At 67.9% G+C, this 26,853-nt stretch carries 24 protein-coding genes; 8 read left to right on the top strand and 16 right to left on the bottom strand.

From position 1 onward, the window contains the following. Positions 1-42: 42 nt before the first annotated feature. Positions 43-1,143, top strand: a complete 1,101-nt coding sequence (locus tag BMY35_RS00975; protein WP_093195129.1) for an extracellular solute-binding protein — start codon at positions 43-45, stop codon at positions 1,141-1,143. On the opposite strand, the gene BMY35_RS00970 is transcribed toward BMY35_RS00975, so the two are convergent. The 6 genes from BMY35_RS00970 to BMY35_RS00945 are packed head-to-tail and all read right to left on the bottom strand — an operon-like array spanning position 1,121 to position 7,791. Continuing rightward, positions 1,121-2,521: an LLM class flavin-dependent oxidoreductase gene (locus BMY35_RS00970; RefSeq protein WP_093195128.1), complete on the bottom strand. Its 1,401-nt coding sequence runs from the start codon at positions 2,519-2,521 to the stop codon at positions 1,121-1,123. The two genes, BMY35_RS00975 and BMY35_RS00970, sit on opposite strands and share 23 nt — an antisense overlap. Before the next feature lie 53 nt (positions 2,522-2,574). Further along, the gene (locus tag BMY35_RS00965) at positions 2,575-3,444 is read right to left on the bottom strand and encodes an ABC transporter ATP-binding protein (RefSeq protein WP_093195127.1); all 870 of its coding nucleotides are present in this window, start codon (positions 3,442-3,444) and stop codon (positions 2,575-2,577) included. A gap of 27 nt (positions 3,445-3,471) precedes the next feature. Next, positions 3,472-4,287, bottom strand: a complete 816-nt coding sequence (locus BMY35_RS00960; RefSeq protein WP_093195126.1) for an ABC transporter permease — start codon at positions 4,285-4,287, stop codon at positions 3,472-3,474. After that, positions 4,284-5,153, bottom strand: coding sequence for an ABC transporter permease (locus BMY35_RS00955; RefSeq protein WP_093195125.1), 870 nt, complete (start codon positions 5,151-5,153; stop codon positions 4,284-4,286). The genes BMY35_RS00960 and BMY35_RS00955 overlap by 4 nt, the downstream gene beginning before the upstream one ends. Beyond that, positions 5,150-6,247: an ABC transporter substrate-binding protein gene (locus tag BMY35_RS00950; RefSeq protein WP_371287124.1), complete on the bottom strand. Its 1,098-nt coding sequence runs from the start codon at positions 6,245-6,247 to the stop codon at positions 5,150-5,152. The genes BMY35_RS00955 and BMY35_RS00950 overlap by 4 nt, the downstream gene beginning before the upstream one ends. Positions 6,248-6,273: 26 nt before the next feature. Beyond that, a complete protein-coding gene (locus BMY35_RS00945; protein ID WP_093195124.1) occupies positions 6,274-7,791 on the bottom strand; it encodes an amidohydrolase family protein in 1,518 nt (505 codons plus the stop codon). Positions 7,792-8,106: 315 nt separating this feature from the next. On the opposite strand from BMY35_RS00945, the gene BMY35_RS00940 reads away from it, so the two are divergent. From BMY35_RS00940 to BMY35_RS00920, 5 genes are all read left to right on the top strand, one after another. After that, positions 8,107-8,880 carry a MetQ/NlpA family ABC transporter substrate-binding protein gene (locus BMY35_RS00940; protein ID WP_093195123.1) on the top strand — a complete coding sequence of 258 codons (774 nt, stop codon included), beginning with the start codon at positions 8,107-8,109 and terminating at the stop codon, positions 8,878-8,880. Between the two features lie 10 nt (positions 8,881-8,890). Continuing rightward, positions 8,891-10,489, top strand: coding sequence for an ABC transporter substrate-binding protein (locus BMY35_RS00935; protein WP_093195122.1), 1,599 nt, complete (start codon positions 8,891-8,893; stop codon positions 10,487-10,489). A 160-nt stretch (positions 10,490-10,649) separates the two neighbouring features. Next, positions 10,650-11,504, top strand: a complete 855-nt coding sequence (locus BMY35_RS00930) for a LysR family transcriptional regulator (protein ID WP_093195121.1) — start codon at positions 10,650-10,652, stop codon at positions 11,502-11,504. Between the two features lie 293 nt (positions 11,505-11,797). Then, complete coding sequence (locus BMY35_RS00925; RefSeq protein WP_093195120.1) at positions 11,798-12,787, top strand: agmatine deiminase family protein; 990 nt, start codon at positions 11,798-11,800, stop codon at positions 12,785-12,787. A 93-nt stretch (positions 12,788-12,880) separates the two neighbouring features. Further along, positions 12,881-13,900: an agmatine deiminase family protein gene (locus tag BMY35_RS00920; protein ID WP_093195582.1), complete on the top strand. Its 1,020-nt coding sequence runs from the start codon at positions 12,881-12,883 to the stop codon at positions 13,898-13,900. 21 nt (positions 13,901-13,921) lie between these two features. On the opposite strand, the gene BMY35_RS00915 is transcribed toward BMY35_RS00920, so the two are convergent. The 6 genes from BMY35_RS00915 to mltG all read right to left on the bottom strand — a co-directional run bounded on the left by BMY35_RS00915 (position 13,922) and on the right by mltG (position 18,598). Next, positions 13,922-14,602 carry an ankyrin repeat domain-containing protein gene (locus BMY35_RS00915; protein ID WP_093195119.1) on the bottom strand — a complete coding sequence of 227 codons (681 nt, stop codon included), beginning with the start codon at positions 14,600-14,602 and terminating at the stop codon, positions 13,922-13,924. Then, on the bottom strand, positions 14,599-15,405 hold the full coding sequence (locus BMY35_RS00910) for a TatD family hydrolase (RefSeq protein WP_093195118.1): 807 nt from the start codon (positions 15,403-15,405) through the stop codon (positions 14,599-14,601). The genes BMY35_RS00915 and BMY35_RS00910 overlap by 4 nt, the downstream gene beginning before the upstream one ends. Positions 15,406-15,520: 115 nt before the next feature. Continuing rightward, positions 15,521-15,907 carry a PilZ domain-containing protein gene (locus BMY35_RS00905; protein WP_093195117.1) on the bottom strand — a complete coding sequence of 129 codons (387 nt, stop codon included), beginning with the start codon at positions 15,905-15,907 and terminating at the stop codon, positions 15,521-15,523. After that, positions 15,904-16,917, bottom strand: a complete 1,014-nt coding sequence (locus BMY35_RS00900) for a DNA polymerase III subunit delta' (protein WP_093195116.1) — start codon at positions 16,915-16,917, stop codon at positions 15,904-15,906. The genes BMY35_RS00905 and BMY35_RS00900 overlap by 4 nt, the downstream gene beginning before the upstream one ends. Then, positions 16,914-17,579, bottom strand: coding sequence for a dTMP kinase (tmk, locus tag BMY35_RS00895; RefSeq protein ID WP_093195115.1), 666 nt, complete (start codon positions 17,577-17,579; stop codon positions 16,914-16,916). Before tmk ends, BMY35_RS00900 begins: the two co-directional genes overlap by 4 nt. Continuing rightward, complete coding sequence (gene mltG / locus BMY35_RS00890; RefSeq protein ID WP_093195114.1) at positions 17,576-18,598, bottom strand: endolytic transglycosylase MltG; 1,023 nt, start codon at positions 18,596-18,598, stop codon at positions 17,576-17,578. The genes tmk and mltG overlap by 4 nt, the downstream gene beginning before the upstream one ends. A 126-nt stretch (positions 18,599-18,724) precedes the next feature. On the opposite strand from mltG, the gene BMY35_RS00885 reads away from it, so the two are divergent. Both BMY35_RS00885 and BMY35_RS00880 read left to right on the top strand, forming a co-directional pair. Beyond that, positions 18,725-19,651 (top strand): CAF17-like 4Fe-4S cluster assembly/insertion protein YgfZ, encoded by a 927-nt coding sequence (locus tag BMY35_RS00885; protein ID WP_093195113.1) that lies wholly within the window; start codon positions 18,725-18,727, stop codon positions 19,649-19,651. A gap of 147 nt (positions 19,652-19,798) precedes the next feature. Next, positions 19,799-20,728, top strand: a complete 930-nt coding sequence (locus BMY35_RS00880) for a hypothetical protein (protein ID WP_093195112.1) — start codon at positions 19,799-19,801, stop codon at positions 20,726-20,728. Here the strand turns inward: BMY35_RS00880 and BMY35_RS00875 are convergent. The 4 genes from BMY35_RS00875 to BMY35_RS00860 form a co-directional block, all read right to left on the bottom strand. Next, complete coding sequence (locus BMY35_RS00875) at positions 20,722-21,597, bottom strand: YbgC/FadM family acyl-CoA thioesterase (protein ID WP_093195111.1); 876 nt, start codon at positions 21,595-21,597, stop codon at positions 20,722-20,724. The genes BMY35_RS00880 and BMY35_RS00875 overlap by 7 nt on opposite strands. Positions 21,598-21,667: 70 nt before the next feature. Beyond that, positions 21,668-24,475 (bottom strand): DUF6493 family protein, encoded by a 2,808-nt coding sequence (locus BMY35_RS00870; RefSeq protein WP_093195110.1) that lies wholly within the window; start codon positions 24,473-24,475, stop codon positions 21,668-21,670. Further along, positions 24,472-25,842, bottom strand: a complete 1,371-nt coding sequence (locus BMY35_RS00865; RefSeq protein ID WP_093195109.1) for an SWIM zinc finger family protein — start codon at positions 25,840-25,842, stop codon at positions 24,472-24,474. The genes BMY35_RS00870 and BMY35_RS00865 overlap by 4 nt, the downstream gene beginning before the upstream one ends. Next, on the bottom strand, positions 25,839-26,753 hold the full coding sequence (locus BMY35_RS00860) for an alpha/beta hydrolase (protein WP_256228128.1): 915 nt from the start codon (positions 26,751-26,753) through the stop codon (positions 25,839-25,841). The genes BMY35_RS00865 and BMY35_RS00860 overlap by 4 nt, the downstream gene beginning before the upstream one ends. Between the last annotated feature and the right edge of the window lie 100 nt (positions 26,754-26,853).

Raw genomic sequence — 26,853 nt, 5'->3', positions numbered from 1 at the left:
TCGTTCCCCCTTGTTTGTCATTCGCAGAAAGAAAGCATCCGCATGAAGCAGAGAAAGAGAAGCCCCCGTCCGCTGCAGGCCCTGACCGCGCTCGCGATCGCGCTGGGCAGCATCTGTGGCGTCGGTCCGGCCTGGAGCCAGGCGAAGGAAGTCGTCACGCAGGACCCCGGCGGCACCTATGGCGAGAACCTGCGCCGGCTGGTGTACGACCCGTTCACCAAGGAAACCGGCATCAAGGTGCTGACCGTGCAGGAGGCCCGCGGCGGACCGCGCGTCAAGGCGCAGGTGGAGGCGAAGCGCACCGAGTGGGACCTGAGCTTCATCTTCGACCAGGAAGTCCGCCTGCTCGACCCCTACCTCGCCGAGATCGACTACAAGAAACTGTCTCCCGAGGCGCAGAAGACCGTCGCTTCGCTGCCGAAGGAAGCCGTGCGGCCCAAGGGCGTGGCGCTGCAGGTGATCGGCGTGGCGCTGGTCTACAACAAGGAAGCCTTCCCGTCGAAGAAGTACCCGAAGACCTGGGCCGACTTCTGGAACGTGAAGGACTTTCCGGGCAAGCGCTGCCTGCCGCAGTGGTCGCGCTTCGTGTTCGAGTCGGCGCTGCTGGCCGACGGCGTGCCGGCCGACAAGATCTACCCGGTCGACTTCGAGCGCGCGCTGCGCAAGATCGCGGAGATCAAGCCGCACGTGGTCAAGTGGTGGCTGACCAACTCGCAGGCACCGCAGCTGCTGCTGGACGGCGAGGCCTCGGCCTGCCTCTCGTACACCGGCCCGGTCGCCCGCCTGAAGAAGGAAGACGCCAACGCGCCGCTGGAGCTGACCTGGGACCAGGCCTTCACGTACTACGACTTCTTCTCGATCCCGAAGGACGCGCCGCATCACGATGCCGCGCTCAAGCTGCTGTCGTTCCGCCTCGACGCGGAGCGCGCGGCACGCCTGGCCGAAGCCACCAGCGTCGCGCTGCCGTCGCCGCGCGTGTACGCGGCCGCCGACCCGAAGCTGCGCGACTACTGGACCAACAGCCCCGAAGTGGAGAAGAAGGCGATCAAGTGGAACGCCGACTTCTGGGGGGCCAAGGCACCGGACGGCACCACCAACGAGGAATACGCCCAGCAGAAGCTCAACCAGCTGCTGGCACGCTGAGCGGCGTTGCCTCTCTCGCCCCGGCGATCGCCTTTCGGGCGGCCGGGGCAGGGTGGGCCGGCCGCTTCAGGCCGAGGTGCTCGCGCAGCGTCCGGCCTTCGTACTCGCTGCGGAAGAGCCCTCGGCGGCGCAGCTCGGGCAGCACCAGCGCGATGAAGTCGGTGAGCCCGCCGGGCAGCGTCGGCGCCATGATGTTGTAGCCGTCGGCGCCGTGGTGCACGAAGCGCTCCTCGAGCTGGTCGGCGATCTGTCCGGGCGTGCCCACCAGCTGCCAATGGCCGCGCGCGCCGGCCACGCGCTGGTAGAGCTGGCGGATCGTGAGGTTCTCGCGCCGCGCCAGGTCGATCATCAGCTGCTGGCGGCTCTTGCTGGCATTGGTCTCGGGCAGCGGCGGAATGGGGCCGTCGAGCGGATGACCCGACAGGTCGAAACCGCCCGTGAGGCCCGACACCAGCGCGAGGCCCACGACCGGATCGATCAGCGACTGCAGCTGCTCGAACTTTTCCTTCGCCTCGCTTTCGCTGCGGCCCACCACCGGGAACACGCCGGGCAGGATCTTCAGGTCGTCGGCGTCGCGGCCGTACCTGGCAAGGCGCCCCTTGATGTCGGCGTAGAAGACGACCGCGTCCTCCAGCGTCTGCTGCGCTGTGAACACGGCCTCGGCGGTGCGCGCGGCAAGCTCCCTGCCGGCCTCGGAGGAGCCTGCCTGCACGACCACCGGGTGGCCCTGCGGCGGGCGCGACACGTTGAGCGGCCCCTGCACCGAGAAGTGCTTGCCGCGGTGATGCAGCACATGGCGCTTGTCGGGGTCGTAGAAGCGGCCGCCGGCCTTGTCGCGCTCGAAGGCGTCGTCTTCCCAGCTGTTCCACAGGCCTGCGACCACGTCGGCGAACTCGCCGGCGCGCTCGTAGCGGTCGGCATGCGCGAAGTGTTCCTCGCGGTTGAAGTTGCGCGCTTCGTGGGCGCTCGAGGAAGTAACCAGGTTCCAGCCCGCGCGGCCGCCCGAGATGTGGTCGAGCGAGGCGAACTTGCGCGCGATGTGATACGGCTCGTTGAAGCTGGTGGAGGCCGTGGCCACGAGGCCGATGCGCTGCGTCACCGCGGCCAGCGCGGAGAGCAGGGTGATGGGCTCGAACTGCGCCTGGTAGCTGTGCGCGGTGCGGCTCAGGAAGTCGACGTTGTCGCCACGCGTGCCCACGCCGTCGGCCAGGAAGATCAGGTCGAACTTCGCGGCCTCGGCGGCCTGCGCGAGCTCGATGTAGTGCCTGAAGTCGATGCCGGCATCGGCCTTGGCCTCGGGATGGCGCCAGGCGGCGATGTGGTGCCCGCTCGGATAGAGAAAGGCGCCCAGGCTCAGGAAGCCCTTGCGTTGGGTCATTGGGATGTGTTCCTCGAAGAAAGAAAAACCGCCGGGCAGGGCCGGCGGAGGGCTCACCAGGCGAGTTGCAGCTGCGGCAGGGCGACGTTGCCCGCGGCGAGCCCGCCCCTGGCAGGCGGCTCGGCGCGCGGTCGCGGTTCGGTGTCCAGGAAGTCGCTCAGCACGTCGTCGCGCAGCCGGATGAATTCCGGATCGCTGCGGTTGCGCGGATGGGGCAGGTCGACGTCGACGATGCGCCGGATGCGCCCCGGCGAAGGCTGCATCACCACCACGCGGTCGCCGAGGAAGACGGCTTCCTCCACGTCGTGCGTGACCAGCAGCATCGTGATGCGCTCCTTCTGCCAGATGCGCTGCAGCTCGTTCTGCAGCCGGGATCGCGTGAGCGCGTCGAGCGCGCCGAAGGGCTCGTCGAGCAGCAGCACGCGCGGGCGGTTGACGAGCCCGCGCGCGATCGCCACGCGCTGGGCCATGCCGCCGGAGATCTGATGCGGCCACGAGCGTTCGAAGCCGTTCAGGCCCACGAGCGCGACGTGCTCGGCCACGAGCTCGGCCTTTTCCTTCGCGGTGAATGGCGCGTTGCGCAGGCCGACGGCGATGTTCTGCGCCACCGTCAGCCACGGAAAGAGCCGATGGTCCTGGAACACGATGCCGCGCTCGCGCCCGGTGCCCGAGATGGGCTGGCCGCCGAGCAGGATCTGGCCTTCGTACTGCGCGTCGAGCCCGAGGATGAGGCGCAGCAGCGTCGACTTGCCGCAGCCGCTCGCGCCGACGATGCTCACGAAGCGCCCGGCGGGCACGTGCAGGTCGATGCCTTCGAGCACCTGCAGCTCGCCGCCGTCGGCCTGCGTGCTCGCGTAGCGCTTGCCGAGGGCGCGGATGTCGAGTGCGTTCGACGAAACGGTCGGGGTGGTGGCATTGCTCATTTGTTCGTTGCGTGCGGTTGTGCGGTTTCAGCTGCTGCGGCCCGTCCAGCGCGCCAGCCTGCGCTCGAGCGCGCGGGCCGAGGCGTTCATGAGCCAGCCGACGAGGCCGATCACGAACATGCCGAAGATCACCAGGTCCATCTGGAAATGCTCGCTGCCTTCGATCAGCGTGTTGCCGATGCCGCGGCCGGCCACCAGCAGGTATTCGGCGCCGATGGTCGCGAGCCAGGAATAGATGAGCGCCAGGTACACGCCCGTGAAGATCGAGGGCAGGGCGGCCGGCAGCACCACCTGCGTGATGGTCTGCCAGCGCGTGTAGCCGTAGACGCGCGCCACTTCGAGCAAGGGCGCAGGCGTGGTTCGGATGCCGTCGCAGGTGTTGACCACCACGGGCACCAGCGCGGCCAGCGAGAGGAATACCACCTTGGCCACGTCGCCGAGGCCGAACCACACCGAGATCAGCGGAATCCAGGCGAACAGCGAGATCTGCTTGAAGGTGTTGAAGCTCGGTCCGACGATTCGGTTGAAAAGCGGCGACAGCCCCAGCAGCGCGCCGAGCACAAGGCCCGAGGCGGTGCCGATCAGGAAACCCGTGGCCTCGCGCGCCAGGCTGGCGCTCAATGCGCGCCAGAGGCGCCCGCTGGCCACCTGGTCGACGGCGGTGCTGAACACCTTGGCCGGGGAGACCAGCAGCGCCGAGTTGACGACGTCCAGCGACGACAGCAGCCACCACAACGCGACGGCCGCCACGGGCAGCACGAAGCCGCGCCAGCGGCCGCGCTGCTCGGGGCGCAGCGGCTGCACCACGGCCAGCTCGGCCGCATCCTGCGTGGAGGTGCTCATCGCGCGGCTCCGCCGGGCTGGCGCCGGCGCACGGCGGCCTCGAGCCTGTCGAGCAGGCGGTCGATGGCATAGCCGATGGCTCCCACCACGATCACGGCCGCCATCACCAGGTCGAGCTGGAACAGCTGGCGTCCGTAGACGATGAGATATCCCAGCCCTTCGCTTGAGGCCACGAGTTCCACCACGACCAGCGAGAGCCAGGCCTTGGTGAAGCCCAGCCGTACGCCGGTGAAGAGCGTGGGCACGGCGTGCGGCAGCACGATCTCGAGCACCTGCTGGCGCCGGTCGTAGCCGTAGACCTCGCCCACCTCGCGCAGCGAAACCGGCGTCTGGCGGAAGCCCTGCAGCGTGTTCAGCGCCACCGGCACCAGCGCCGCCTTGGCGATCAGGATGTACTTCAGCGGCTCGCCGATGCCTACGATCAGCAGCACGAAGGGCAGCCAGGCCAGCACCGGGATCTGCACCAGCGCATTGAAGGTGGGCAGCACGTAGGCCTCGAAGCTGCGCGACAGGCCCATGGCGGTGCCCAGCACGAAACCGAGCAGCGTGCCGACGGCGAAGCCGATGCCCACGCGCGCGAAACTGGTGCTCACGTGCAGCCAGAGATCGCCGCTGGTGGCCAGGTCGCGCAGGGTTTCCCAGACGAACCGGGGCGGCGGCAGCACTTGCGGAGAGATCCAGCCCTGCTCGGCGCCCGTGTACCAGAGCGCGAGCAGCGCGACGGGCAGGAGCCAGGGGAGGGCGCCCTCGCCGAGGCGGGCGATGCGGCGCCAGGACAGCGACGGGGCGAGAGCTCGCGCCCTGCCGGACGCGGGTGTGTCGTCGCGGGGCTGCAGGACGGCCGACAGCTCGGCTTCGGCGCTCATCTGGCCGCGACCGATGCGGCAGAACCAGCCTTGGGATTGCCCTTGGCGTCGTAGGCCGTCCAGTAGTTCTCCAGCCCTTGCTTCTTCAGCGCGTTCTTCAGGTAGCGCGTGTCGAACCAGTCGTCGATCGACACCTCGCGGCGGATCAGCTTGAGCTTGAGCGCATCGGCCACCACGGCCTTGTAGCGCCCGATGATGAAGTCGTCGACCAGCGGCGAGTTGCGCGCGGCGAGCTGCTGCTGGTCGAACTCCGCCGCCCACGACGCGACCGGCGTGCCGCTGCGCGCCCAGATGCGGAACAGCTCGTCGCGGTTCTTCTCGTCGGACGACCAGCGCGCCGCGCGCACGAACACGTCGACCACGCGCTGCACCTCGGCCGGGTTGGCCTGCTCGAACTCGGAGCGAACGAGCAGCGAGGCCTGGCGCGTGAAGGCCGGGTCTTGCCCCTGCGTGGAATACACCACCTTGGCCAGGCCCTGGTCGCGCACCTTGAACCACTCGTAGCCGCCGAAGGCCGCTTCGACGCCGTTCGACACCAGCGCGGCCTGCGCGCTGCCGGTGTCGAGGTTCACGCCCTTGATGTCGCGTTCGGCCAGCCCGTTGGCCGCCAGCACGTTGATGGCGACGAGATGGCCGTTGGTGCCGCGGAAGATCGAGACGGTGCGGTCCTTCAGATCCTTGATCGACTTGATGTCCGATTTCGGCGGCGCCACCAGGTAGAGGTTGTTGCGTGCGCCGCTCACCAGCAGCAGCTTGGTCTTCAGGCCGTTGGAGCGGCCGACGATCTGCGGCAGGTCGCCCTGGTAGGCGAAATCGATCTGCTTGTTGGAAAGCGCTTCGTTCACAGCCGGGCCGGCGCCCTTGAAGAACAGCCACTCGACCTTGATGCCCGAGGCCTTGAACTCGTCCTCCAGCCAGTTGTTGACGCGCGCGACGCCGCCCGGCGAGCCGCCCCAGGTGACGGGATCGCCGCCGCCCGCGGTGGCGACGCCGATTCGGATGGTGTCCGGCGCGGCCTGTGCGGGCGAGACGGCTGCCGCCGTGAGGGCCAGGGCGAAGACCAGGGCGAGGGGCGGGGAGGCCCAGCGGCGCAGGTTGGCGAAGAAAGGATGCACCCGGTTCACTTGCTGCCTTTCAGGCCGAGCTTGCGGCCGACTTCGGTGCCCTCGAAGAAGCGCGGGTTGGCCTCGGTGTAGAAGCGATACGGGTTCCCGAAGACGAAGGCCTTGAAGTCGGCGGCGGAGATGACGCCCTGCTGCACGAGGTCCCATGTTTCAGCCAGCGGCTCGGTGAATTCGGGCACGTCCCAGTGGCCGACGTCGGACGACCAGATCGCATTGATCTTGGTGCCCAGCGGGTTCACGCGGTCGTTGAAGGCCGCGGCCACGGTGCGGTCGTCCGCCTCGGAGCCGAAGTAGAAGTTGTCGACCCAGCGGTCGCGGATGTCCTCGACCTTCTCGATGCCGGCGAGCGCGAAGTCGTCGATCTCAGATTCGTTCGGCTCGCGGCTGTGCGGCAGTGCGGAAATGCCGAGGCTGTCGCGCAGCAGCTTCGACTTGTCGAGCGTGCGGCCCTTGAGGAAGTCGGCACCGTAGCGCTCGAACAGCGATGCGAGCAGCTCGACGTCGGCCTCGGAGGGATCGTAGTTGCGCACCGCATGCCTGTTGCGCTTCTCCCAGCGGTCCACGAGGTGCGTGTAGACATGCGCTCCCCAGTCGGCACCGCCTTCGAGCAGGCCCACGCGCAGGCCCGGGAAGCGCCGCGTCACGCCGCCGAAGAACAACGCCTTGGCGAAGGCCTGCGAGCCGTCGGCGAAATGGCCGATGTGGTTGTTCATGTAGTTGCTGATCGACTGCCGGCCCGTCCATCCCTGGCTGCCGTAGTGCGTGGTCACGGGCACGCCGAGCTCGACCACCTTGGCCCAGAACGGGTCGTAGTCGTGCTCGCTGTCGATGCCGTAGAAGTCGATGTAGCCCACCTGCCTGGCGATCTCGGGGTGTTCGGCGGCCGGGTACTTCTCGGCGATGGCGCGGATCGGGCGACGCACGCCGCCGGCGATGTTGATCACCTTCAGACCGAGCGTCTTGACCGCGAACTCCAGCTCCTCGATGCCTTCCTGCGGCGTGTGCAGCGGAATGCCCGCCACCGGTGTCAGGCGGTCGGCGTAGGGGCGGTACTGGTCGGCGTGGAAGTGGTTGATTGCGCGGTGCAGCGGCTGGCGGTATTCGCTACCGGCAGCGGCGGGGGAGAGCACGTCGTTGGGGAACAGGATGGAGTAGTCCGAGCCCTGCTCGCCGAGGCGCTCGTACAGCAGCGCGGGCAGCGTGTAGGTGGCGAGGTCGTAGGTGTTGCGCGTCACGCGGGCCCACCAGGGCGCGCGCAGCGTGCGGTGGAACTGGCGTTCCTCGGGCGTCTGCTGGTACCAGTCCTTGCCGCCGCCGTTGCGCGTGACGAAGCGCCCGCCCAACGCCTTGCGCAGCGCATCGACGAGCTTGTTGCCGCCGTACTGCGCGACGTAGTCCTCGAGCACGGGCGCGTAGTCGTTGACGTGGACATCCGTGTCGATCACGGGATGGTCGAGGCCGGCCTTCACGGCGGCGGAGCGCGATGCGTGCACGCGGTTCAAACGATCGTTCATCTGCGGATTCCTCGGTGGGAAAGGAAGGAACGGCGCAGGCTACGCGCGGCCTGCACGCTCGCCAAAGAAGGCTTTGGGGATTGCTTAGCCGGTGCATGCATAAGAAGCGGCGGCCCGAGCTTGCAAGCTCGTGCATGCGAAAAACAGATATGGAAGCGCCCATCCGTTGTTTGAGCGAAAGGGCTGCGCGGCTAACCTGCGGCGCCCCGGCCTTCTCGCTTGATGCGTGAAGAAGGCCACCGACAAAAACCTATTTCATATTTCCCGAGGGAACCCCGAACCATGTTGCTTTCATCCCGACGCGCTTTCTCTGTGATGACGCTTGCTGCCCTTGCTGGCCTCGGTGCCGCCGCACACGCACAGGAGGTGCTGCGCGTGGCCGCATCGCCGGTGCCGCATGCCGAGATCCTCGAGTTCGTCCGGCCACAACTCAAGGCGCAGGGCGTCGACCTGCAGGTGCGCGTATTCAACGACTACGTGCAGCCGAACCTGGCGGTGAGCGACAAGCAGCTGGACGCCAATTTCTTCCAGAACCGGCCGTACCTCGAGTCCTTCAACAAGGACCGCAAGACCGACATCGTGGAAGTGCCCAACAGCGACGTACACATCGAGCCCTTCGGCGCGTACTCGCAGAAGATCCGCAAGACTTCGGAGCTGCGCGAGGGCGCCGTGGTCGCGATTCCGAGCGATCCGTCGAACTCGGGCCGCGCGCTGTCGCTGCTGGCGCGGGAAGGGCTGATCAAGCTGAAGGACCCGTCCAACATCAAGTCGACCGCACGCGACATCGTCTCCAACCCGAAGAAGCTGGTGATCCGCGAGCTCGAATCGGCCCAGCTGCCGCGCGCGCTGCCCGACGTGGACCTGGCGCTGATCAACACCAACTACGCGCTCGAGGCGAAGCTCGATCCGGGCAAGGACGCGCTCTTCATCGAGAGCGGCCAGAAGTCGCCCTATGCCAACTTCATCGCTTCGCGCAAGGACAACGCGAGCTCGCCGGCCGTTGCCAAATTGGTGGCCGCGCTGCACACGCCGGAGGTCCGCAAGTTCATCCAGGACAAGTACAAGGGCGCGGTGATCCCGGCTTTCTGAGCAAGAAGACATGACGTTCCGGAATCACACGCGGTCGACCCCGCACCGTGCGGCATCGGCCGTGGCCGCCGCTTTCGCCTTCGCGGCGCTGGCTGCCACGGCCCAGCCGCGCCAGGGCGGCACGCTGAACTGGCTGATCAATCCCGTTCCTTCCTCGATCGTTCCTCTGACGACCACCGCCGGCGGCAACGCCGAGATCGGCCCGAAGATCGTCGAGGGGCTGCTGACCTACGACTACGAACTCAAGCCGAAGCCGCTGCTCGCCACGGCGTGGTCGCAGAGCAAGGACGGCCTGCAGTACACCTTCGAGCTGCGCAAGGGCGTGAAATGGCATGACGGCAAGGACTTCACGTCGGCCGACGTGGCCTTCTCGATCCTGACGCTCAAGCAGGTCCACCCGCGCGGGAGAGGCACTTTCGCCAACGTGGTGGAAGTGAAGACGCCTGACCGGTACACGGCAGTCATCGTGCTGAGCAAACCGTCGCCGTTCCTGCTGACGGCGCTGGCATCTACCGAATCGCCGATCGTGCCGAAGCACCTGTACGAGGGCACGGACATCGCCGCCAGCAAGTACAACAGCGCGCCGGTGGGCACCGGGCCCTTCGTGTTCAAGGAGTGGGTGCAGGGTAGCCACATCATCCTGGAGCGCAATCCGAACTACTGGGACAAGCCCAAGCCCTACCTGGACCGCGTCGTGGTGCGCTTCGTGCTCGACGCCGCGGCGCGCGCTGCAGCGCTGGAGTCGGGCGCTGCCGATCTCGCGAACGGGACTGGGGGCATTCCGCTGTCGGATGTGGAGCGGTTCAGGAAGCTGGCCGGGATCGAGATCGACACGCGTATCTCGCCGTACCTGGGCAGCCATCAGCAGATCTACTTCAACCTCGATACGCCCGCGCTGCAGAAGCTCGAGGTGCGAAAGGCGATCGCGCAGGCCATCGACGTCAATGCGTTCGCGAAGACGGTGTGGTACGGCTACGGGACGCCGTCGGCATCGCCGATAGGGAAGGGCATTTCGCGGTATCACGATGCGAGCATCCAGCCGTATTCGTTCAATCCGAAGGAAGCCGAGGCAGCGCTCGACGCGGCCGGCTTCAAGCGCGGTGCCGGCGGTACGCGACTGAAGCTGCGGGTGCTCTACAACCCCTTCCAGGAACGGCGCGCGGCGGACTTCGTGCGCCAGTCGCTGGGGCGAGTCGGCATCGACGCGGCGGTCGAGAGCTACGACTTCGCGACCTACGTCACCAAGGCCTATACGGATCGCGCCTTTGACCTGACGCTGGAAAGCCTCACGAATCTTTTCGATCCCACTGTGGGCGTGCAGCGGGTGTTCTGGTCGAAGAACTTCAAGATCGGGCTGCCGTTCTCCAATGCGCCGCACTACGTGAATCCTGAAGTCGATCGTCTGCTGGAGGCGGCTGCGGTCGAAGTTGATGAAGGCAGGCGCCGGCAGCTGTTCACCGATTTCCAGCAGATCGTGCACCGGGACATTCCGTCGATCGAGCTGGGTGCCAATCCGGCGATCACGGTCGTGGCGAAGAAGGTGCGCGACTATGCGCCGACGGGGGAGCACATCCGGGGAAGTTTCTCGGACCTGTATTTCCAGCCCTGAACCTGGAAGCCGGCAGCGGGGGCTGCCGGCAATAGTCCATAGATTCGAGTCTCCACGTTATTTAACATAATGCACATTGTGTGCAATATAAAGGCATCCAAGCAGACTCCCGTCCACCGAGCATTAGCATCGAATCACCCCCCAAAGAATCCCCCGAACCATGTCGAACGCCAGACTGCCTTCCTTCAGATTCCTGATCGGCTTCGAAGCTGCCGCGCGCCTGGGAAGCTACTCGCGCGCCGCGGAAGAACTCTGCATCTCCCAGTCCGCCGTGAGCCATCAGATCGCGCAGCTCGAGGAGCAAGTCGGCCAGCCGCTGTTCAGGCGCAAAGGTCGCGGCGTCGAACTGACCGTCTCCGGCCGACTGCTGCTCGACAGCGTGGGCAAATCGCTCGACCAGATCCGCAGCGGCCTGAGCCGCATCGAGACCTACATGGACGACAGCCTCGTCACGCTGGTCTGTCCGGCGCCGGTCGTCAAGGGCTGGCTGCAACCGCGCGTCGACCGGCTGCTGCAGGAGCATCCGGCGCTCTGTCCGATCATTTCCATCGACGAAACCGCGCGCTACATCGACGAGATGGACGTCGACATCGCTATCACGCGCGAACCGCTCAAGCAGCGCGGCGTGCTCGAAGTCCCGCTGCTCGACGACGAGCTCGTGGCCGTCGTGCGCCCGGACTCCGATAGCCAGCCTGCGGGAATGCTCTGCCTGGAAACCGACCTCACGAGCGACCGCATCGGCCCCTTCATCCGCGAGCATTTCGGCAACCTGCGCAAGCTCGCGATCTACGACGATCCGCGCCTTCTGCTCGACGCCGCCTTGCGCGGCCATGGCGTGACGCTCCTGTCGCGCCTGCTGGCCGACGAAGCCTTGCGCAGCGGCCAGTTGCGGCACCTCGCCGCATACCCGAGCCTGCCGCTCGGCACGCTCTGGATCTCGCGCACCGAGGGCGAGCCGCGCCTGCCGCTGGTTCGGCAGGTATTCGGCAGCCTGCTGGCGTATTCCAAGGGCTGACATCTAATTCATGAGCTGGATTGCCCAATCAGTCCAGAAAAGATCAATTTTTTAAATGAGTAAAGGTCGACAGAATCCGATGCCTCAGTAGTTACCCGTAGATTTTTTCAATGACGACTCGACGTGCCCTGATGGGCCTTGGCAGCCTCGGATTCATGAGCGGCATCCTTGCCGCATGCGGCGGCGGTAGTGGCGGTGGCGGCTCCCAAGCCTTGTTCCCCATGCCGGCTCCTTTTCCAACACCCTCCCCGAACGCCCCTTCGCCCTCCCCGCAGCCCGCCGAAGCCTGGCGCATGCCCGACGAAAGCGCTCCGCACCGCGCCGTCTGGATGGCCTTCGCCGCCCGCGAATCCGTGTGGACCGCGCCCATGCGCCAGCCCGTGCAGCAGGCCCTGGCGCGCATCGCCAACGCGATCAGCGTCTATGAACCGGTCAAGATGCTTGTGGGCGCGGACGATTTCGCCACGGCCCGGCAGCTCTGCGGCTCCAACGTGCAACTGATCCAGCACGAGATCGACGACCTCTGGATGCGCGACACCGGCTGCGTCTTCGTTCGCAACGCCCGCGGCGAGCGCGCCGCGGTGAGCTTCAATTTCAACGGATGGGGCAACAAGCAGCCGCACGCCCGCGACGCCACGGTGGCCGCGCGCATGGCAGAACTGTCCGGTGTTCCGCTGCTGCGCAGCCGGCTCGTGATGGAAGGCGGCGGCATCGAAGTCGACGGCGAAGGCACGGCCATCATCACCGAGAGCTGCGTGCTCAACGCCAACCGAAATCCGGGCGTCAGCAAGGCCGATGCCGAAGTCGAGCTCAAGCGACTGCTGGGCCTGGAAAAGATCATCTGGCTGCCGGGCATCGCCAACCGCGACATCACGGACGGCCATACCGACTTCTATGCCCGCTTCATCAAGCCGGGCGTAATCGTCGCGGCGCTGGAAAACGACGACACCTCCTTCGACCACAAGGTGACACGGCGCCACCTGGAACTGCTGCGCACGGCCACCGACGCACGCGGCCGTGCCCTGCAGATCGTCGTGCTGGAAACGCCTGGCAAGGTGCGACCCGAGTTCGCCCGCAAGGACTTCGCTGCCGGCTACGTGAATTTCCTGATCACCGACAAGGCCCTTTTCCTGCCCGAATTCGGCGATGCTGTCGCCGACTCGGCGGCCCGCAATGCGCTGGCGGCCCAGTTGCCCAGCCACCAGATCGTGCAGCTGAACATCGACGCCATCGCCGCGGGCGGTGGCGGCATCCACTGCACGACGCAGCAGGAACCCGTGTAGCAGGACACCGACATGCGCATGCCCCCTCCCCTGACCCGTCGCCGCCTGCTGGGCGGCCTGAGCCTCGCGCCGCTGGGACTGGCCGTGCCGTCGATGGCGGCGGCACCCGAGTCCTGGCACATGCCCGACGAAGGCGACCCGCATCGTGCCACCTGGATGTCCTTCGGCCCCAATGAAGACGTCTGGGGCCGGCGCCTGCTGAAGCCGGTGCGCGAGCACCTGGCGCTCGTCGCGCGCACGATCGCGGCCTTCGAGCCCGTGCGCATGCTGGTGAACGAGGAAGACCACGACCTCGCGGCCCGCCTGTGCGGCAACCGGGTGCAGCTCGAGGTGCAGCCGGTCGACGACCTCTGGATGCGCGACACCGGCCCCGTCTTCGTGCGCAACGGCGCCTCGGGCCAGTGGGCCGGGGTCGACTTCAACTTCAACGGCTGGGGCCGCAAGCAGGAGCACGAGGCCGACGCCGAGGTCGCCGAGTACGTGACGGGCGCCGCCGGGGTGCAGCGGCTGCGTACCAAGCTCGTGCTGGAGGGCGGCGGCATCGAGGTCGATGGACAAGGCACGGCCATCATCACCGAGAGCTGCGTGCTCAACGCCAACCGCAACCCCGGCCTGGGCAAGGAAGCCTGCGAGGCCGAACTGAAACGGCTGCTGGGCCTGCGCAAGATCATCTGGCTGCCGGGCATCGCGGGGCGCGACATCACGGACGGCCACACCGACTTCTACGCCCGCTTCGCGTCGCCGGGCGTGGTGGTGGCCGGCCTGGACGAAGACCCCGATTCCTACGACCGTGCCGTCACCCGGCGGCACCTGGAAATCCTGAAGCAGGCCACGGATGCGCGCGGCCAGCGGCTGCGCGTGGAAGTGCTCAAGGGACCGGAATCGGTGCGCAAGAAGCTCGAAACGCCCGAGTTCGCGGCGGGCTACATCAACTTCTACGTGTGCAACGGCGCGGTGATCGCGCCGCAGTTCGGCGATGCGCGGGCCGACGGCAATGCCCGTTCGCTGCTGCGCGAGCTGTTTCCGCGCCGCGAGGTGGTTCAGCTCGACATCGACGCCATCGCCGCGGGCGGCGGCGGCATCCACTGCACGACGCAGCAGCAGCCGCGCTAATAAGGGGCTCCCTTCAGGGACTTACCACTTGCCGTCCTTCGGAACGGCCTTGGCCGCGCTGGCCTTTGCGTTGGCTGCCGCGGCGATCATCGAAGCGGCTTCCGAGCGGTTCGCCTTGTTCGCGAAGTCGACGGCGGTCATGCCCAGCTGGTTCTTCATGGTGGTGTCCGCGCCCTCGTCCAGCAGCAGCTTCACTGCGTCGTTCGAGCCGTACATGGCCGCCATCATCAGCGGCGTGCTGCCGTTGGGCGACTGGGCATCGATGAAGGCGAAGTTCTCGAGCAGCACTTTCATGATCGCGATCTGCCCGCTGGTGGCCGCGTAGTGCAGCGGCGTCCAGCCGGTCTTGTTGACGGCGGCGTCGCGCTTGAGCAGCTGGTCGACCACGTCCTGCTGGCCCTTGATGGCGGCCAGCATCAGCGGGGTCTCGTCCTTCGGGCTGGCGATGTCGACGTCGGTCTGCGGCGCTTCGATCAGCACTTTCACGACCTTGGGCGACGGCTCCCGCAGCGCGATCAGCAGGCCCGTCTGGCCGTGTTCGTCGCGCGTGTTGGGGTCGAAGCCGCGCTGGATCAGGTTGCGCACGCCGCTGGCGTTGTCGCCCCGCACGGCCCGGAAGAAGTCTTCGAAGGAACCGGCGTGGGCAGCAAAAGATGCAGCAATGACAATAAGATAAATCGATTTCTTGAAGTAGTTTTTCATGATTTGACTTCCCTGAACAATGTTTCGAAGTTGTCGCTCGTGGCCTTGGCGATGGCCTCCACGGGCATCTTCCGCAGCTCTGCGATCTGTTGTGCTACGTAGGGCACGTACGACGGGTTGTTGGTCTTGCCGCGGTACGGCACCGGCGCGAGGTACGGGCTGTCGGTCTCGATCAGCATGCGGTCGAGCGGAACGAAGGCGGCGACGTCGCGCAGGTCCTGCGCCTTCTTGAAGGTCAGGATGCCGGAAAACGAGATGTAGAAGCCCAGGTCGAGCGCGGCGCGCGCCACCTCGGCGGTCTCGGTGAAGCAATGGAAAACGCCGCCGGCGGCACCGGGAGAGGCGTCCTCGCCCTCCTCCTTGAGGATCGCCAGCGTGTCCGCCGAAGCTTCGCGGGTGTGGATGACCAGCGGCTTGCGCGTCTGGCGGGCTGCGCGGATGTGCACGCGGAAGCGGTCGCGCTGCCATTCCAGGTCGGAGATGCTGCGGCCGCCCTTGCGCTCCTCCATCTGGTAGTAGTCGAGGCCGGTCTCGCCGATGGCGACCACGCGCGGCCTTGCGGAAAGGCTCACCAGGTCTTCGACCGTCGGCTCGGCGATGTCCTCGTTGTCGGGGTGCACGCCCACGCTGGCCCAGAAGTTGTCGTAGCTGGCGGCAAGGGCCTGCACTTCGTCGAATTCCTCGAGCTTGGTGCAGATGCAGAGGGCCCGGTCGACCTGCGCCGCGGCCATGGCGGCGCGGATCTGCGGCATCTGGCCCGCGAATTCGGGAAACGTGAGGTGGCAGTGGGAGTCTGTGAACATCGGAATGGATGGAGTGCGCGGCGCTCGCCCTTGTCAGGCCCGCCCGGGCTGTCGGCCTGTGTATGGGAGGGGGGCGCCGTCGAACGAGTTCCGCGTCACATGGACGGCGGAAAACTCAGATGGTTTGCGTGGGGCGGTCGGATGCCATCGAGCCGCCGAGCGCCGCCTCGATGCGCGCCTTCAGCTGGCGCGACTTCTCGTCCGAAGGAAAACGGATGCCCACGCCAGGTGCCCGGTTGCCGGCGGCGCGCGGCGGCGTGATCCAGGCCACCTTGCCTGCCACCGGGTAACGCTGCGGGTCTTCAGGCAGCGTCAGCAGCACGTAGACGTCGTCGCCCAGCCGGTATTCGCGCGAGGTCGGAATGAAGATGCCGCCTTCGGCAAACAGCGGGATGTAGGCCGCGTACAACGCGCCCTTTTCCTTGATCGCGAGCTGGATGACGCTCGGCCGGGCGGGTGTGGAGGCTGCTGCGGGCGCAGCTGAAGCGGCAGGTTGGTTCATGGGCGACGAGCGGCAGAGTTTAGGGTGGTTCGCGCTTCGCTCACAAGCGCTTCGAGCATGAGGCCCGCATTGAACGGGTGTTCCGCGGTTCTCGCGGCACTTGCGAGCGACTTCGACCAACGCGCGAGCGCCAGCCGGGACGGCGCCGCCGGCAGGTCGGCGGCATCGAAGAAACGGGGAGCAGCGCCGTTGCCGACAGCCATCAGGTCGTGGCAGAGCTTCTGCAGGGCACCGACGGCTTGCGCGGGCAGATGATCGGCAAGCGCCCCGACGTCTCCGCGCACCATCGCCTTGGGCAGCAGGGCCCAGGCCTTCGGCGACTGCCCCGATCGGGCGAGCCGTAGAGCGTCGCTGGGCCGGCCGCCGGCGGCGCGCAGCAAGGCGGGCGCGTCGGCCGCGGGCACGTCCTGCGCGACCAGCCAGGCCTCGGCCTCGGCGGTTTCGGGCCAGGGCAGCGTGAAGCCCAGGCAGCGGCTGCGGATGGTCGGCAGCAATTGCCAGGCGGCCTCGCTCGCGAGCACGAAGCGCACGTCGCCGACGGGCTCCTCCAGCGTCTTCAGCAGCGCGTTGGCGGTGATCGTGTTCATGCGCTCGGCCGGATACACCAGCACCACCTTGCCGCGCCCGCGCGCGCTGGTGCGCTGGGCGAAGCCGACCGCGTCGCGCATCGCCTCGACGCGGATCTCGCGGCTGGGCTTGCGCTTCTTGTCGTCGATTTCGGCCTGCGCCTTCTCGTCGAGCGGCCAGTTGAGCTCGTGCATGGCGATCTCGGGCATCAGCACGCAAAGGTCGGCATGCGTGCGCACCTCGATGGCATGGCAGCTCGGGCAATTGCCGCAGGCGACGCCCTCCTGCGTCGGCTGTTCGCACAGCCATGCGGAAGCCAGCGCCAGCGCCAGTTCGTATTGGCCGATGCCGGACGGGCCCTGCAGCAGCCAGGCATGGCCGCGCTGGCGCAGCAGTTCGGTCAGCGGCCTGCGCAGCCAGGGGGACAGTGTCTCGGCGCTCATCCGGCGCCTCCGCCGGCCAAGACGCCGCGCGCCGTCAATTCGGACTCGATCTGCAGCCAGACCTGCTCGCGCGTCTGGCTGGCGTCGATGCGCACGAAGCGCCGGGCATCGGCGCTCGCGCGGTCCGCATAGCCCTGCGCCACGCGGCGGAAGAACTCGACCGGCTGCGCCTCGAACTTGTCGGGCACCCGGGCACCGGCCAGCCGCTGGGCGGCGATTTCGGGGGCGAGGTCGAACCACAGCGTGATGTGCGGCTGCAGCAGCGTCGAGGCGGGCAGTGCCGCCCTCCCCGCCTGGGCCCATTGCTCCAGCGTCGAAAGCACGGCCGGGTCGAAGCCGCGCCCCGCGCCCTGGTAGGCGAAGGTGGCGTCGGTGAACCGGTCGCACAGCACCACGTCGCCGCGCGCCAGCGCCGGCTCGATGACCTGCACGATGTGATCGCGCCGCGCCGCGAACACCAGCAGCGACTCGGTCAGCGGGTCCATCGGCTGTTCGAGGATCAGGCCGCGCAGCGTCTCGGCCAGCGGCGTGCCGCCGGGCTCGCGCGTGCGCACCACCGTGCGGCCCTGCGCCTTGAACAGCGCCTCCAGCGCATCGAGATGGCTCGACTTGCCTGCGCCGTCGATGCCTTCCAGCGTCAGAAACAGACCTTGGTCACTCATTGGGTCGCCTTCGATTTGGAATCGCCGCCGCCACGCTGGTAGCGGTTGACCGCACGATTGTGATCGTCGAGCGAACTGCTGAACTGGCTGGTGCCGTCGCCGCGCGATACGAAGTACAGCGATTTGCTTTGCGCCGGCTGCACCGCCGCCAGCAGCGCAGCTTTGCCCGGCATGGAGATCGGCGTGGGCGGCAGGCCGCCGCGCGTGTAGGTGTTCCAGGGGGTGTCGGTCTGCAGGTCCTTCTTGCGCAGGTTGCCGTCGAAGGCCGTGCCCATGCCGTAGATGACCGTCGGATCGGTCTGCAGCGGCATGCCGATGCGCAGGCGATTGGTGAACACGGCCGAGATTTCCGCGCGGTCGTTGGCCTTTCCTGTCTCCTTTTCGACAATGCTGGCCAGAATAAGCGCCTCATCGGCCGATTTCAGTGGCAAGTCGGAGGCGCGGGCGGCCCAGGCGGCTTCGAGCTTCTTGTCCATGGCGCGCATCGCGCGCTGCAGCAGGGCGACGTCGGTCGAGCCCTTCGAGTAGGTGTACGTGTCCGGGAAGAAGCGCCCTTCCGGGTGCAGGCCCGGCTTGCCGAGCTTGGCCATGAGCGCCTCGTCGGTCATGCCGACGCTCTCGGGCTTGAGTTGGTCGGCCTTGGCGAGCGCGGCGCGCACCTGGCGGATGTTCCAGCCCTCTACCAGCACCAAGCTGCGCGTGGCTTCCTCGCCGCGCACCAGGATGTTAAGCAGCAGCTTGGGCGTGACGCCGCGCTCCAGCTCGTAGCTGCCGGCGCGCATCTGGCGGTCTTGCCCCGAAACGCGGAACCACAGGTAGAGCAGCTGCGGCTGCACGTCGACACCCGTGTCGGCCACGGCCTGGGCGATGCCGCGCGGCGTGGTGCCGGGCTCGACCGACAGGTCGACGCTGGGCGCCGGCAGCCTGAGCGGCTGGTGCACCCACCAGAGGCCGGCGCCGCCGAGCGCGAGCACGGCCAGGGCGGCGAGCAGGAAAAGCGTGAGGAAGAAGCTGCGCACGAGTCCGATGTGGGGATGACGGAGAAAAAGACGGAGGCGTCGGATAGAAAAACGGTGCCCTTGCGAACCGAAGGGCTGGAGCCCCTGCCGCCCCGAAGGAACAAGCCCGGCCATGATAATTCAGCGATGACCACTGTCGTTCTCAATGGGGTGACCGCCCTCTCCCACCTCGGCGTGATCCGTGCCGAAGGCCCCGACGCCGCCAGTTTCCTCCACGGCCAGCTCACACAGGACTTCTCCCTGCTCGGTGCCTCCGACGCCCGACTGGCCGCGCTGTGCACCGCCAAGGGCCGTGTGATCGCAAGTTTCATCGGCATCAAGCCGCAACCCGACCTGATCCTGCTGGTGTGCAGCCGCGACATCCTCGCCGCGACGCTCAAGCGCCTGTCGATGTATGTGCTTCGCGCCAAGGCCAAGCTGACCGATGCCACTGAGCAATACGCGCTGTACGGCCTGGCCGGCACCGCCCTGACAGCCAATGGCCTCGACGCTGCCGCCGCGCCCGGCAAGCGCACCGCCATCGGCGACGAGGTCAGCGCCGTGTCGCTGTACCCGGCGGACGGCGTGCCGCGCGCCCTCTGGATCGCGCCGGCCGGCCATGCCGCCCCCGCGGGCCCGACGCTCGACGACAACCTCTGGCAGTGGAGCGAGGTCCGCAGCGGCATCGTGACCCTGACCACACCGGTCATCGAGGCCTTCGTGCCGCAGATGATCAACTACGAGTCCGTGGGCGGCGTGAACTTCAAGAAGGGCTGCTACCCCGGCCAGGAAGTGGTCGCGCGCAGCCAGTTCCGCGGCACGCTGAAGCGCCGCACGTACCTCGTACAGGCCGATGCTCCGGTGTCCGTGGGGCAGGAAGTGTTCGCCGCCGGCGACGCCGAACAGCCCGTGGGCACCGTGGCGCAAGCCGCGCCGGCACCCGATGGCGGCTGGTCCGCACTGATCTCGATGCAGATCGCCGCGCTCGAGGCCGGCGGCTTGCGCGCGGGCGCGGCCGATGGCCCCGCGCTCACGGTCGAGCCGCTGCCCTATCCATTGCTCGAAGACATCTGAGCCACCCTACCCCCAACGCCCCTGGAGAAAAGGAGCGTTTGGCGCTATCGAAGAGATAGCGCCATTTTTTTGCGCGTCGTTTAACCCCGCCGGCGGTGCCGCTCCGTAGAAGCCTGCACCGATCAACTCCGGCAAGGAAGACACACCATGAAGCGCAGACTCTTCTCCACCGCCCTGGCCCTGAGTGCCGTGGCTTCGTTCTCGGCCTGCGCGCAGACCTCGGAACGACCTTATGTTCCTTCCACGCCGTCCAGCCGCATCGGCTCGCTGATGCAGATCAGCGTGGTCGACCGCGGCACCGGCGCCGAGCTGCCGATCTACCGCTATCGCGGCGAATACTGGGTGGCCGGCCGTCCCGGCGCACGCTACGCCATCCGGGCGCGCAACGCGATGGGCGAGCGCATCATGGCCGTGATGTCCGTCGACGGCGTCAACGTGGTCACCGGCGAGACCGCGGGCGTCGGGCAGAACGGCTACGTGTTCAGCGCGCGCGAGCGCAGCGACATCACCGGCTGGCGCAAGAGCGACTCGCAGATCGCGGCTTTCGAGTTCGCAGCGGCCGGCAATTCCTACGCCAGCCGCACCGGCCGGCCCGACGACGTGGGCGTGATCGGCGTCGCGATGTTCCGCGAGCGCATGCCCGAGCCGCCGCCTCCGCCGGTCACTCCTTTCCCGCGCCGCGACGAATACGGCGGATACGGCCCCGAGCGCGAGCGCCGCAGCGAATCGTCGTCGTACCAGGGCGATGCGCGGGCAAAGGCCGGCGCAGCCGACAGCGCCGCGCCCGCGGCGGCTGCCGAGTCTTCCGGAAACCTGGCTCGTCAATCCGCGCCCAGTCCGAGCCTGGGCACAGCGCATGGCCGCCGCGAAACTTCGTACGTGGGCAAGACCACCTTCGAGCGCGCGCAGTCGTCGCCCGACGAGGTGGTGCGCATCCGCTATGACAGCCGCGAGAACCTCGTCGCCGCCGGCGTGATCCCGGTGCCGCCTCCGCCGCGCTGGCCGCGCCCGGCTGGTCCGTCGCCATTCCCGGGCTCGGAACCCGGCTACGTGCCGGACCCGCCCAGCCGCTACTGAGAGGAAGAAGAAAGAAGAGACCGGCGCATCTCGATGTGCGGGATGCCGGCCTCCTCGAAGCCCTCGCCGTGCGGCACATAGCCCAGCCGCACATAGAAGCGCTCGGCGCTGCGCTGCGCATTCAGCGCGACCACGCTGGCGCCGCGCTCCCTGGCGGCATCTTCGAGCGCCTGCATCACCGCCGCGCCGTGGCCGCCGCTGCGCAGGTTGCGATGCACGGCCACGCGGCCGATGTGCGAGATGCCGTTCTCGGCCGGCAGCAGGCGTGCCGTGGCGATCACCTGGCCGAGGCGGTTGCGCGCCACTGCGTGCAACACCACGGCGTCCTGCTCGTCCCATTCCAGCGCTTCGGGAATGTTCTGCTCCTCGATGAACACGGCCCGCCGCAAGGCGCTGGCGCCTTCACCGAGCGTGGCCCAGTCACCCGTCTCGATGCTGCGCATCGACTCGCCGGCCTCGAACCCCGTCAGCACCTCGCGCAGCGCCGCCGGCACCGGCTTCGAAGTCTGCGTGGTGGGGTCCGCGAACACGTAGACCAGCTCGCAGCCGACCAGGAACTGGTCCTGCCGGAACAGCCCGCCCTCGAACACCATCGACGAATTGCCGATGCGCGCGCAGCGCATGCCCACGTCGAGCACGTCGTCGATGCGCGCCGAAGCCTGGAAATCGACCGTCGCCTTGCGCACGTACAGGTCGCCGCCCATCGAATGCATCGACTCCTCGTACGGCAGCGCCAGCGCGCGCCAGTAGTCCGCGATGGCGGTGTCGAAGTACATCAGGTAGTGCGCGTTGAAGACGATCTTCTGCATGTCGACTTCGGCCCAGCGTACGCGCAGGCGGTGGAAAAAGCGGAAATCGCTACGTTGCATTCATGTCTCCGGAATAGTTGGTGGAATCGAAGGATGGAAATGGATTGCGGCAATCCGAAGCGCCCAGGGCTCAGGCCGGCGAGGCCGGGCCCAGGGCAAGCAGGTTCTTTTGTACCGCACGGCCCTTGCCGCCGAGCTTGAGCTCTTTCAGCAGCCCCAGCGTGGTCGGGGGTAGCGCACGCTGCGAGCTCAGTGCGATCTCGAGCAGCAGCTCCATCAGCGCGGCCAGGTCCTTGGGTGGATTTTCGACGTCCGCCGCGAGCATCTCGCAGAGAAGGTCGAAGACCGGCGTGGCCAGTCGGGCATCGGCGCGTACCGCCGACTGCAGGCTCTTTCCGTAGCGCTTGGCCATCGCGAGCGATGAAGCCAGCAGCGCGCGCATCTGCGCCCCCAGCGCCGGCACGTCGAGCCGCGCTTCGGTGAAGGCATGCACGAGCGCATCGACGGCAAGCGCCGTCTGACCCGGCTCCTTGCCCGCAAGAGCCAGTGCCAGCAACAGCACCGCCATCGGCTGCGAGGCGGTGACGGGCACCGTGGGATCGAGCAGCGGCACGAGGTAGGCGCGGTTCTGCCACTGCGCCTCCCACCAGTCGAGGTTGTTGCCGATCTCGCGGCAGCCGGCCGCGAAGAAGCTCTCCAGCGACGACGGCAGCACCGTGACTGCGTAGCGCAGCAGGGCTTCGTCGTAGTCACCCTCGATGCCGGCGCGGCGCACCGCGACGAGCGCGTGCGGCGTGTCCTGATGTACCGCGACGGACGCCAGCAGGAAGTCGTGATGAACGTAGGTCTTGCCGTCGTAGGTGGAGCTTCGTGAACTCACCGACCATGTGTAGCGGGCTGCACTCGCGCCGTCGGGGCCGACGTCGCCCAGGGCCGCCAGCACGCGCGAATCGTCTCCGCCCGGGTGTCGGATGCGCGCGGCAGCCGCGAACAGGGCCTCCTGTGCCTGGTCGGCCTTGGCCGGAATGACGATGCCGTCCTCGCCGAGCGCATGGCGCAACGCCCGCACCAGGGGAACATCGGCCAGCCGACGGGCCTTCTCCCGCAAGACCGCAGCGCTTTGCCCCTGCACCGGGGCCAGCCGCAGAAGCCCCCTCACCTGCTCTCCCAGGCTCGGTTCCGCGCTGCGAGCCTGATACGCCGCGACGCGCTCGATGAACACCGCCGCATCGATGAAACCCCGCGCATGCGTGGCCGACGACAACGGTGCAAGGCCCCAGCCCTTTGCGGCCTGATTGACGAGATCGTCGATACGCAAGGCCAGGAATTCGTCGGCCTGCGGCTTCTGCAAGCCGAGCCGACGCGGATCGTCGCGCAGGTCGGGCAGTCGCTCCCCGCTCGTGACGAAGACCAGCAACCGCGCCAGCCGGGCCGGCACCTCGCTGCGCAGCAGCTTTCGGGCTCGCTTGACCACGGGTGCGCACTGCTTCACCAGCGCTTCCGGCAGCGGCGCCATGCGCAACAGCGCCTCGACGACGCGCTCCAGCTCATCGATGTCGTTGGAGTTCTCGAGCACGAAGGCGATACGTTCGACCAGCTCGGCAGGCTCGGTGATCGGCACGAGCGCACGGCTGGCGTCGAGCGGGTCCGTCGGGCCGTCTCCCGTAGCTTCTGCCGGAGTCTGCTCGACGACCACCGGCACCATGGCGAGCGCGGAGACGTCCCCGAGCAGTGCCGCAAGCGCCGGCCGGTTGACCGCCGCCACGCTGTCGACATACGCCGCCAGCTCACCGCGCGCCGAATCGTCCACGCCCCAGCCCTTGAGCCGCTCGACGATCTTCTTCTGCAGGTCGGCCGCCTCGTGAACCAGCCCGCACAGCACCACCGCCGAGGCTTCATGCGCCAGCGAAGGTTCGCGCTTGACTGCGGCCTCCGCCAGCTTCAGCGCGGCCTCGACCTGCGACTTGGCACTGGCATGGAACGCCGGGCGCAGCGCGGCCAGCAGCGATGCTCCGTCGACGTGCCCCGCCGCCTGCAGTGTTTTCAACGCACCGAGCGCCAGCGCGACGGTCGGCGGAATGCGGCTCTGGCACAGGCCGAGGTAGCGCGCGGCAAACGGCGCCATCTCCTCGGCGTCGGGCGTCAGCGTCTCGTGAAAGCGAGAGAACCAGCCCGCGCGAAACTGGGGCCAGTCCTTTTCCAGCGTGCCCAGCGTCTTCTCGAGCAACTGCGCGCGTGTGAATTCGCCCCGCGCCACGCCGTCCATGAAGATGTACGACCAGGAGTTCTTCGGCGAGTGGTTGTACTTGTCGACCGCGGACAGGTTGTGCTCGCCGGTGCCTTCCACGTCGAACAGGCGGAGCACGGCCTGGTACAGGCCGGGGTCGCGCTCGAAATGCTGGTCCATGGTAGTCAGGCGGGAAAGCGCACGCGGCAGGGCCATGAGGCCGATGGCGTATTCATCGCCTTGCGGGCGATCGATCAGCCCCGCCGCGACGAGGTTCTGCACCGGCATGATGTGGGCCGCGAAGGCTCGCAGCCCCGCCTCGGCTGCCTGCTGCAGCGCGGCGCGCCAGCCGGCGGCATCGATGCCGAAGCGCTTGCACAGCGCCAAGACGGTTTCCTGGTCGAGCGCGACCCGCAGGCTCGCATGGTCGAGCAAGGCCTTGGGCTCCATGCACACGACCACGGCAGCCTGCAGCGCGCGGTACTGCGCGGCCTTGGCCTCTCCGCCCCACTGGTGCGCGTACGGGCTGCCCTGCCAGTGGCTCGATCGCATGATCTGGCCCACCTTCTCGAGCGATTCGGCGCAAGCCTTGCGACCGGCGGCAGGCATGGCCTCCAGGCTCGCGAGCGCCGCCTCGAAGTCGCCTTGGTACACCGCCTGCTCCAGCGCGCCCTCCGGCACGAATGCCGGCAGTTCCTCTGCATTTCTCACTGTCCGCCTTCCGCCGCGAAGGCCGTGGCCTCCACCGCCAATACATGCTTGCAAGGGCCGCGCTCGCCCTGGTGCTTGGCATACCAGGGACAAGTGCAGCGCAGCTCCCCGTCGATCTCCCGGACGCTGTACGCAGTGCCCGAGCTGTTCACCTGCGCCTCGACCGGGCTGGTCTTGGCGATGGTGACGGCGCCGCGCGCCATGAGCTCGCGCGCATCGGCCAGCCGCGGATGCATGTCCTCGACCGAAGACAGGTCGAACGGCAGCACGCGGTGAAAGTAGCGGCGCTCGACCACGTCGAAGCCCACCAGGCCGGAGGCGCCGAGGATGCGCAGGCTGTCTTCCACGCTTGCCTCGGCGATGTCCAGCGTACGCGCCAGCGCCGGCGCGTCGATCAGTGCCTGCCAGTTCAGCTGCGCCCGCACCTGCGACACCGCGCGTTCGTCGTCCATGCGCATCAGCGCGCGCAACGCCTGTCCCTCGCCCGAGAAGCCGCGCCAGGGCTCTGCGCTGAGCGCCAGCGTGAGCCGCGCGCCCGGAAAATCCAGCACCCATGCGCTGGCCTGCTGTGCTTCGTCGGCATGCACGGCAAGGCTCCGAGCCTTGGGCAACAAGGCTTCAAGCACGCGCAACCGGCTGGTGTCGGTCACGCGCACGCCTTGCGGATGCGGGCGGGTCGTGGTGAAGGGACCTTTCGGCGACGGCACCACCCAAAGCGGCGTGCGGCTGGTGGATGCCTTGGGCAGCGTGCGGAGGAAGCGCAACGCCTCCAGTCCCTTGAGCTCGAAGCGGTGCCGCATGCCGGCCAGGTACGACTGCACCTCGACCATGCCGCGCAGCCAGCGCAGCGGCAGCGCCACCTTGCGCTCGACCACCTCGCCGCCGCCCGATTGCAGCGTCAGTGCATCGCGCCCGACCGAGAGCGCCAGCCCGTCGGCGTCGCGAAGCCGGGCCAGCGCGGCGCGCATCGGAGCATTGAAATCGACGTTCGTCGTGCCCTTGCCCACCACCTGCCCGTCATAGGAATCGGGCAGCAGGTCTACGCGCACATAGCAGCTGCAGCAAGAAGAAAAGCCCTCGAAGCGCAGCAGCTCGCCGCCGGCCGTGACCACCGGATCGGCCAGCGCGATGGCGCGCGCGACGCTGTTGGCGGGCGTGAAGAAGCGCGAGCCGACCACCAGGTGCACGGCACTCAGCAACTCGGCGCACAGCCGGGGCTGAAGCAGCCGGCCCTCGAAGAAATGCGGATGCGCCGCACCGCCATTGGCCTGCGGGCTGGAGGTCGCGAGGCTCAGCCGCGGGCCCGACGGCTCCGCCAGCGCGGCCGATGCGTGCGCGTACCGGTAGGCATGCGCGACCGCGCTCAAGGCTGCAAGGCCTCCCGCAGGGCCCGGGCCGCATCGTCCTGCGCCTGCAGCGCTTCGGGAATGGCGCGGCCCATCTTGATGAATTCGTGGATCACGCCGCGATAGATCTCCAGGTCGACCTGCACGCCCGCCGCACGCAGCTTGTCGGCGTACGCGATGCCTTCGTCCACCACCGGATCGCACTCGGCCAGCCCGATCCAGGCCGGCGCCACGCCGTCGACGTCGTCGGCCAGCAGCGGCGCGAAGCGCCAGTCGTCGCGGTCGGCCGGCGTGTTGACGTACTGCGAGAAGAAGAAGTCGATCATCGCCTTTGTGAGCAGCGGGCCGTCGACATGGCGCAGGTGCGAGGCGGTGTCCTGGTGTGCCGTGGTGCCGGGGTAGATCAGCATCTGCAGCGAAAGCGGCAGGCCCGCGTCGCGCGCGAGGATGGCGCACACGGCCGCGAGCGTGCCGCCCGCGCTGTCGCCGCCCACGGCCAGCCTCGACGGGTCGAGGCCGAGGCTCGCGCCTTGCTTCGCGATGAACTGGAAGGCATCCCACGCATCGTTCGACGCCGTCGGGAACTTGTGCGCGGGCGCCAGCCGGTAATCGATGGACACCACCGCGCAACCGCTCTTCGCGCTCAGCACGCGGCACAGCGTGTCGTGCGTGCGGATGTTGCCAACGGTGAAGCCACCGCCGTGGAAGTAGATGAGCACCGGCAGCACAGCCGATGAAGGCGCGTACAGCCGCACCGGAATCGCATATCCGTCGCGGGCCGCGATGGTGAGGTCTTCGATGCGCGCCAGTTCAGGCTTGGGCACCTCGAGCACGCCGGCGCCTTTTTCGTAGGAGGCCTTGGCCTCGTCGGGCGTCTGCCGGTCGAGCGGCGGATGGCCGGCGCGTGCCATGCGTTCGACCACGCTGGCCATCTTGGGCGTGAGCCGCGTGCCGGACGGTGTTCCGGGCGCGACAGCGGCAAGGGTTTCTTTCGTGTGCAAGACTGATCGCTCTTGTTAGATTTGGCTGGTC

The sequence above is a fragment of the Variovorax sp. YR750 genome, from assembly GCF_900109805.1.
Lineage (GTDB): Bacteria > Pseudomonadota > Gammaproteobacteria > Burkholderiales > Burkholderiaceae_C > Variovorax > Variovorax gossypii.
This window is presented reverse-complemented; position numbering and strand designations above follow the sequence as displayed.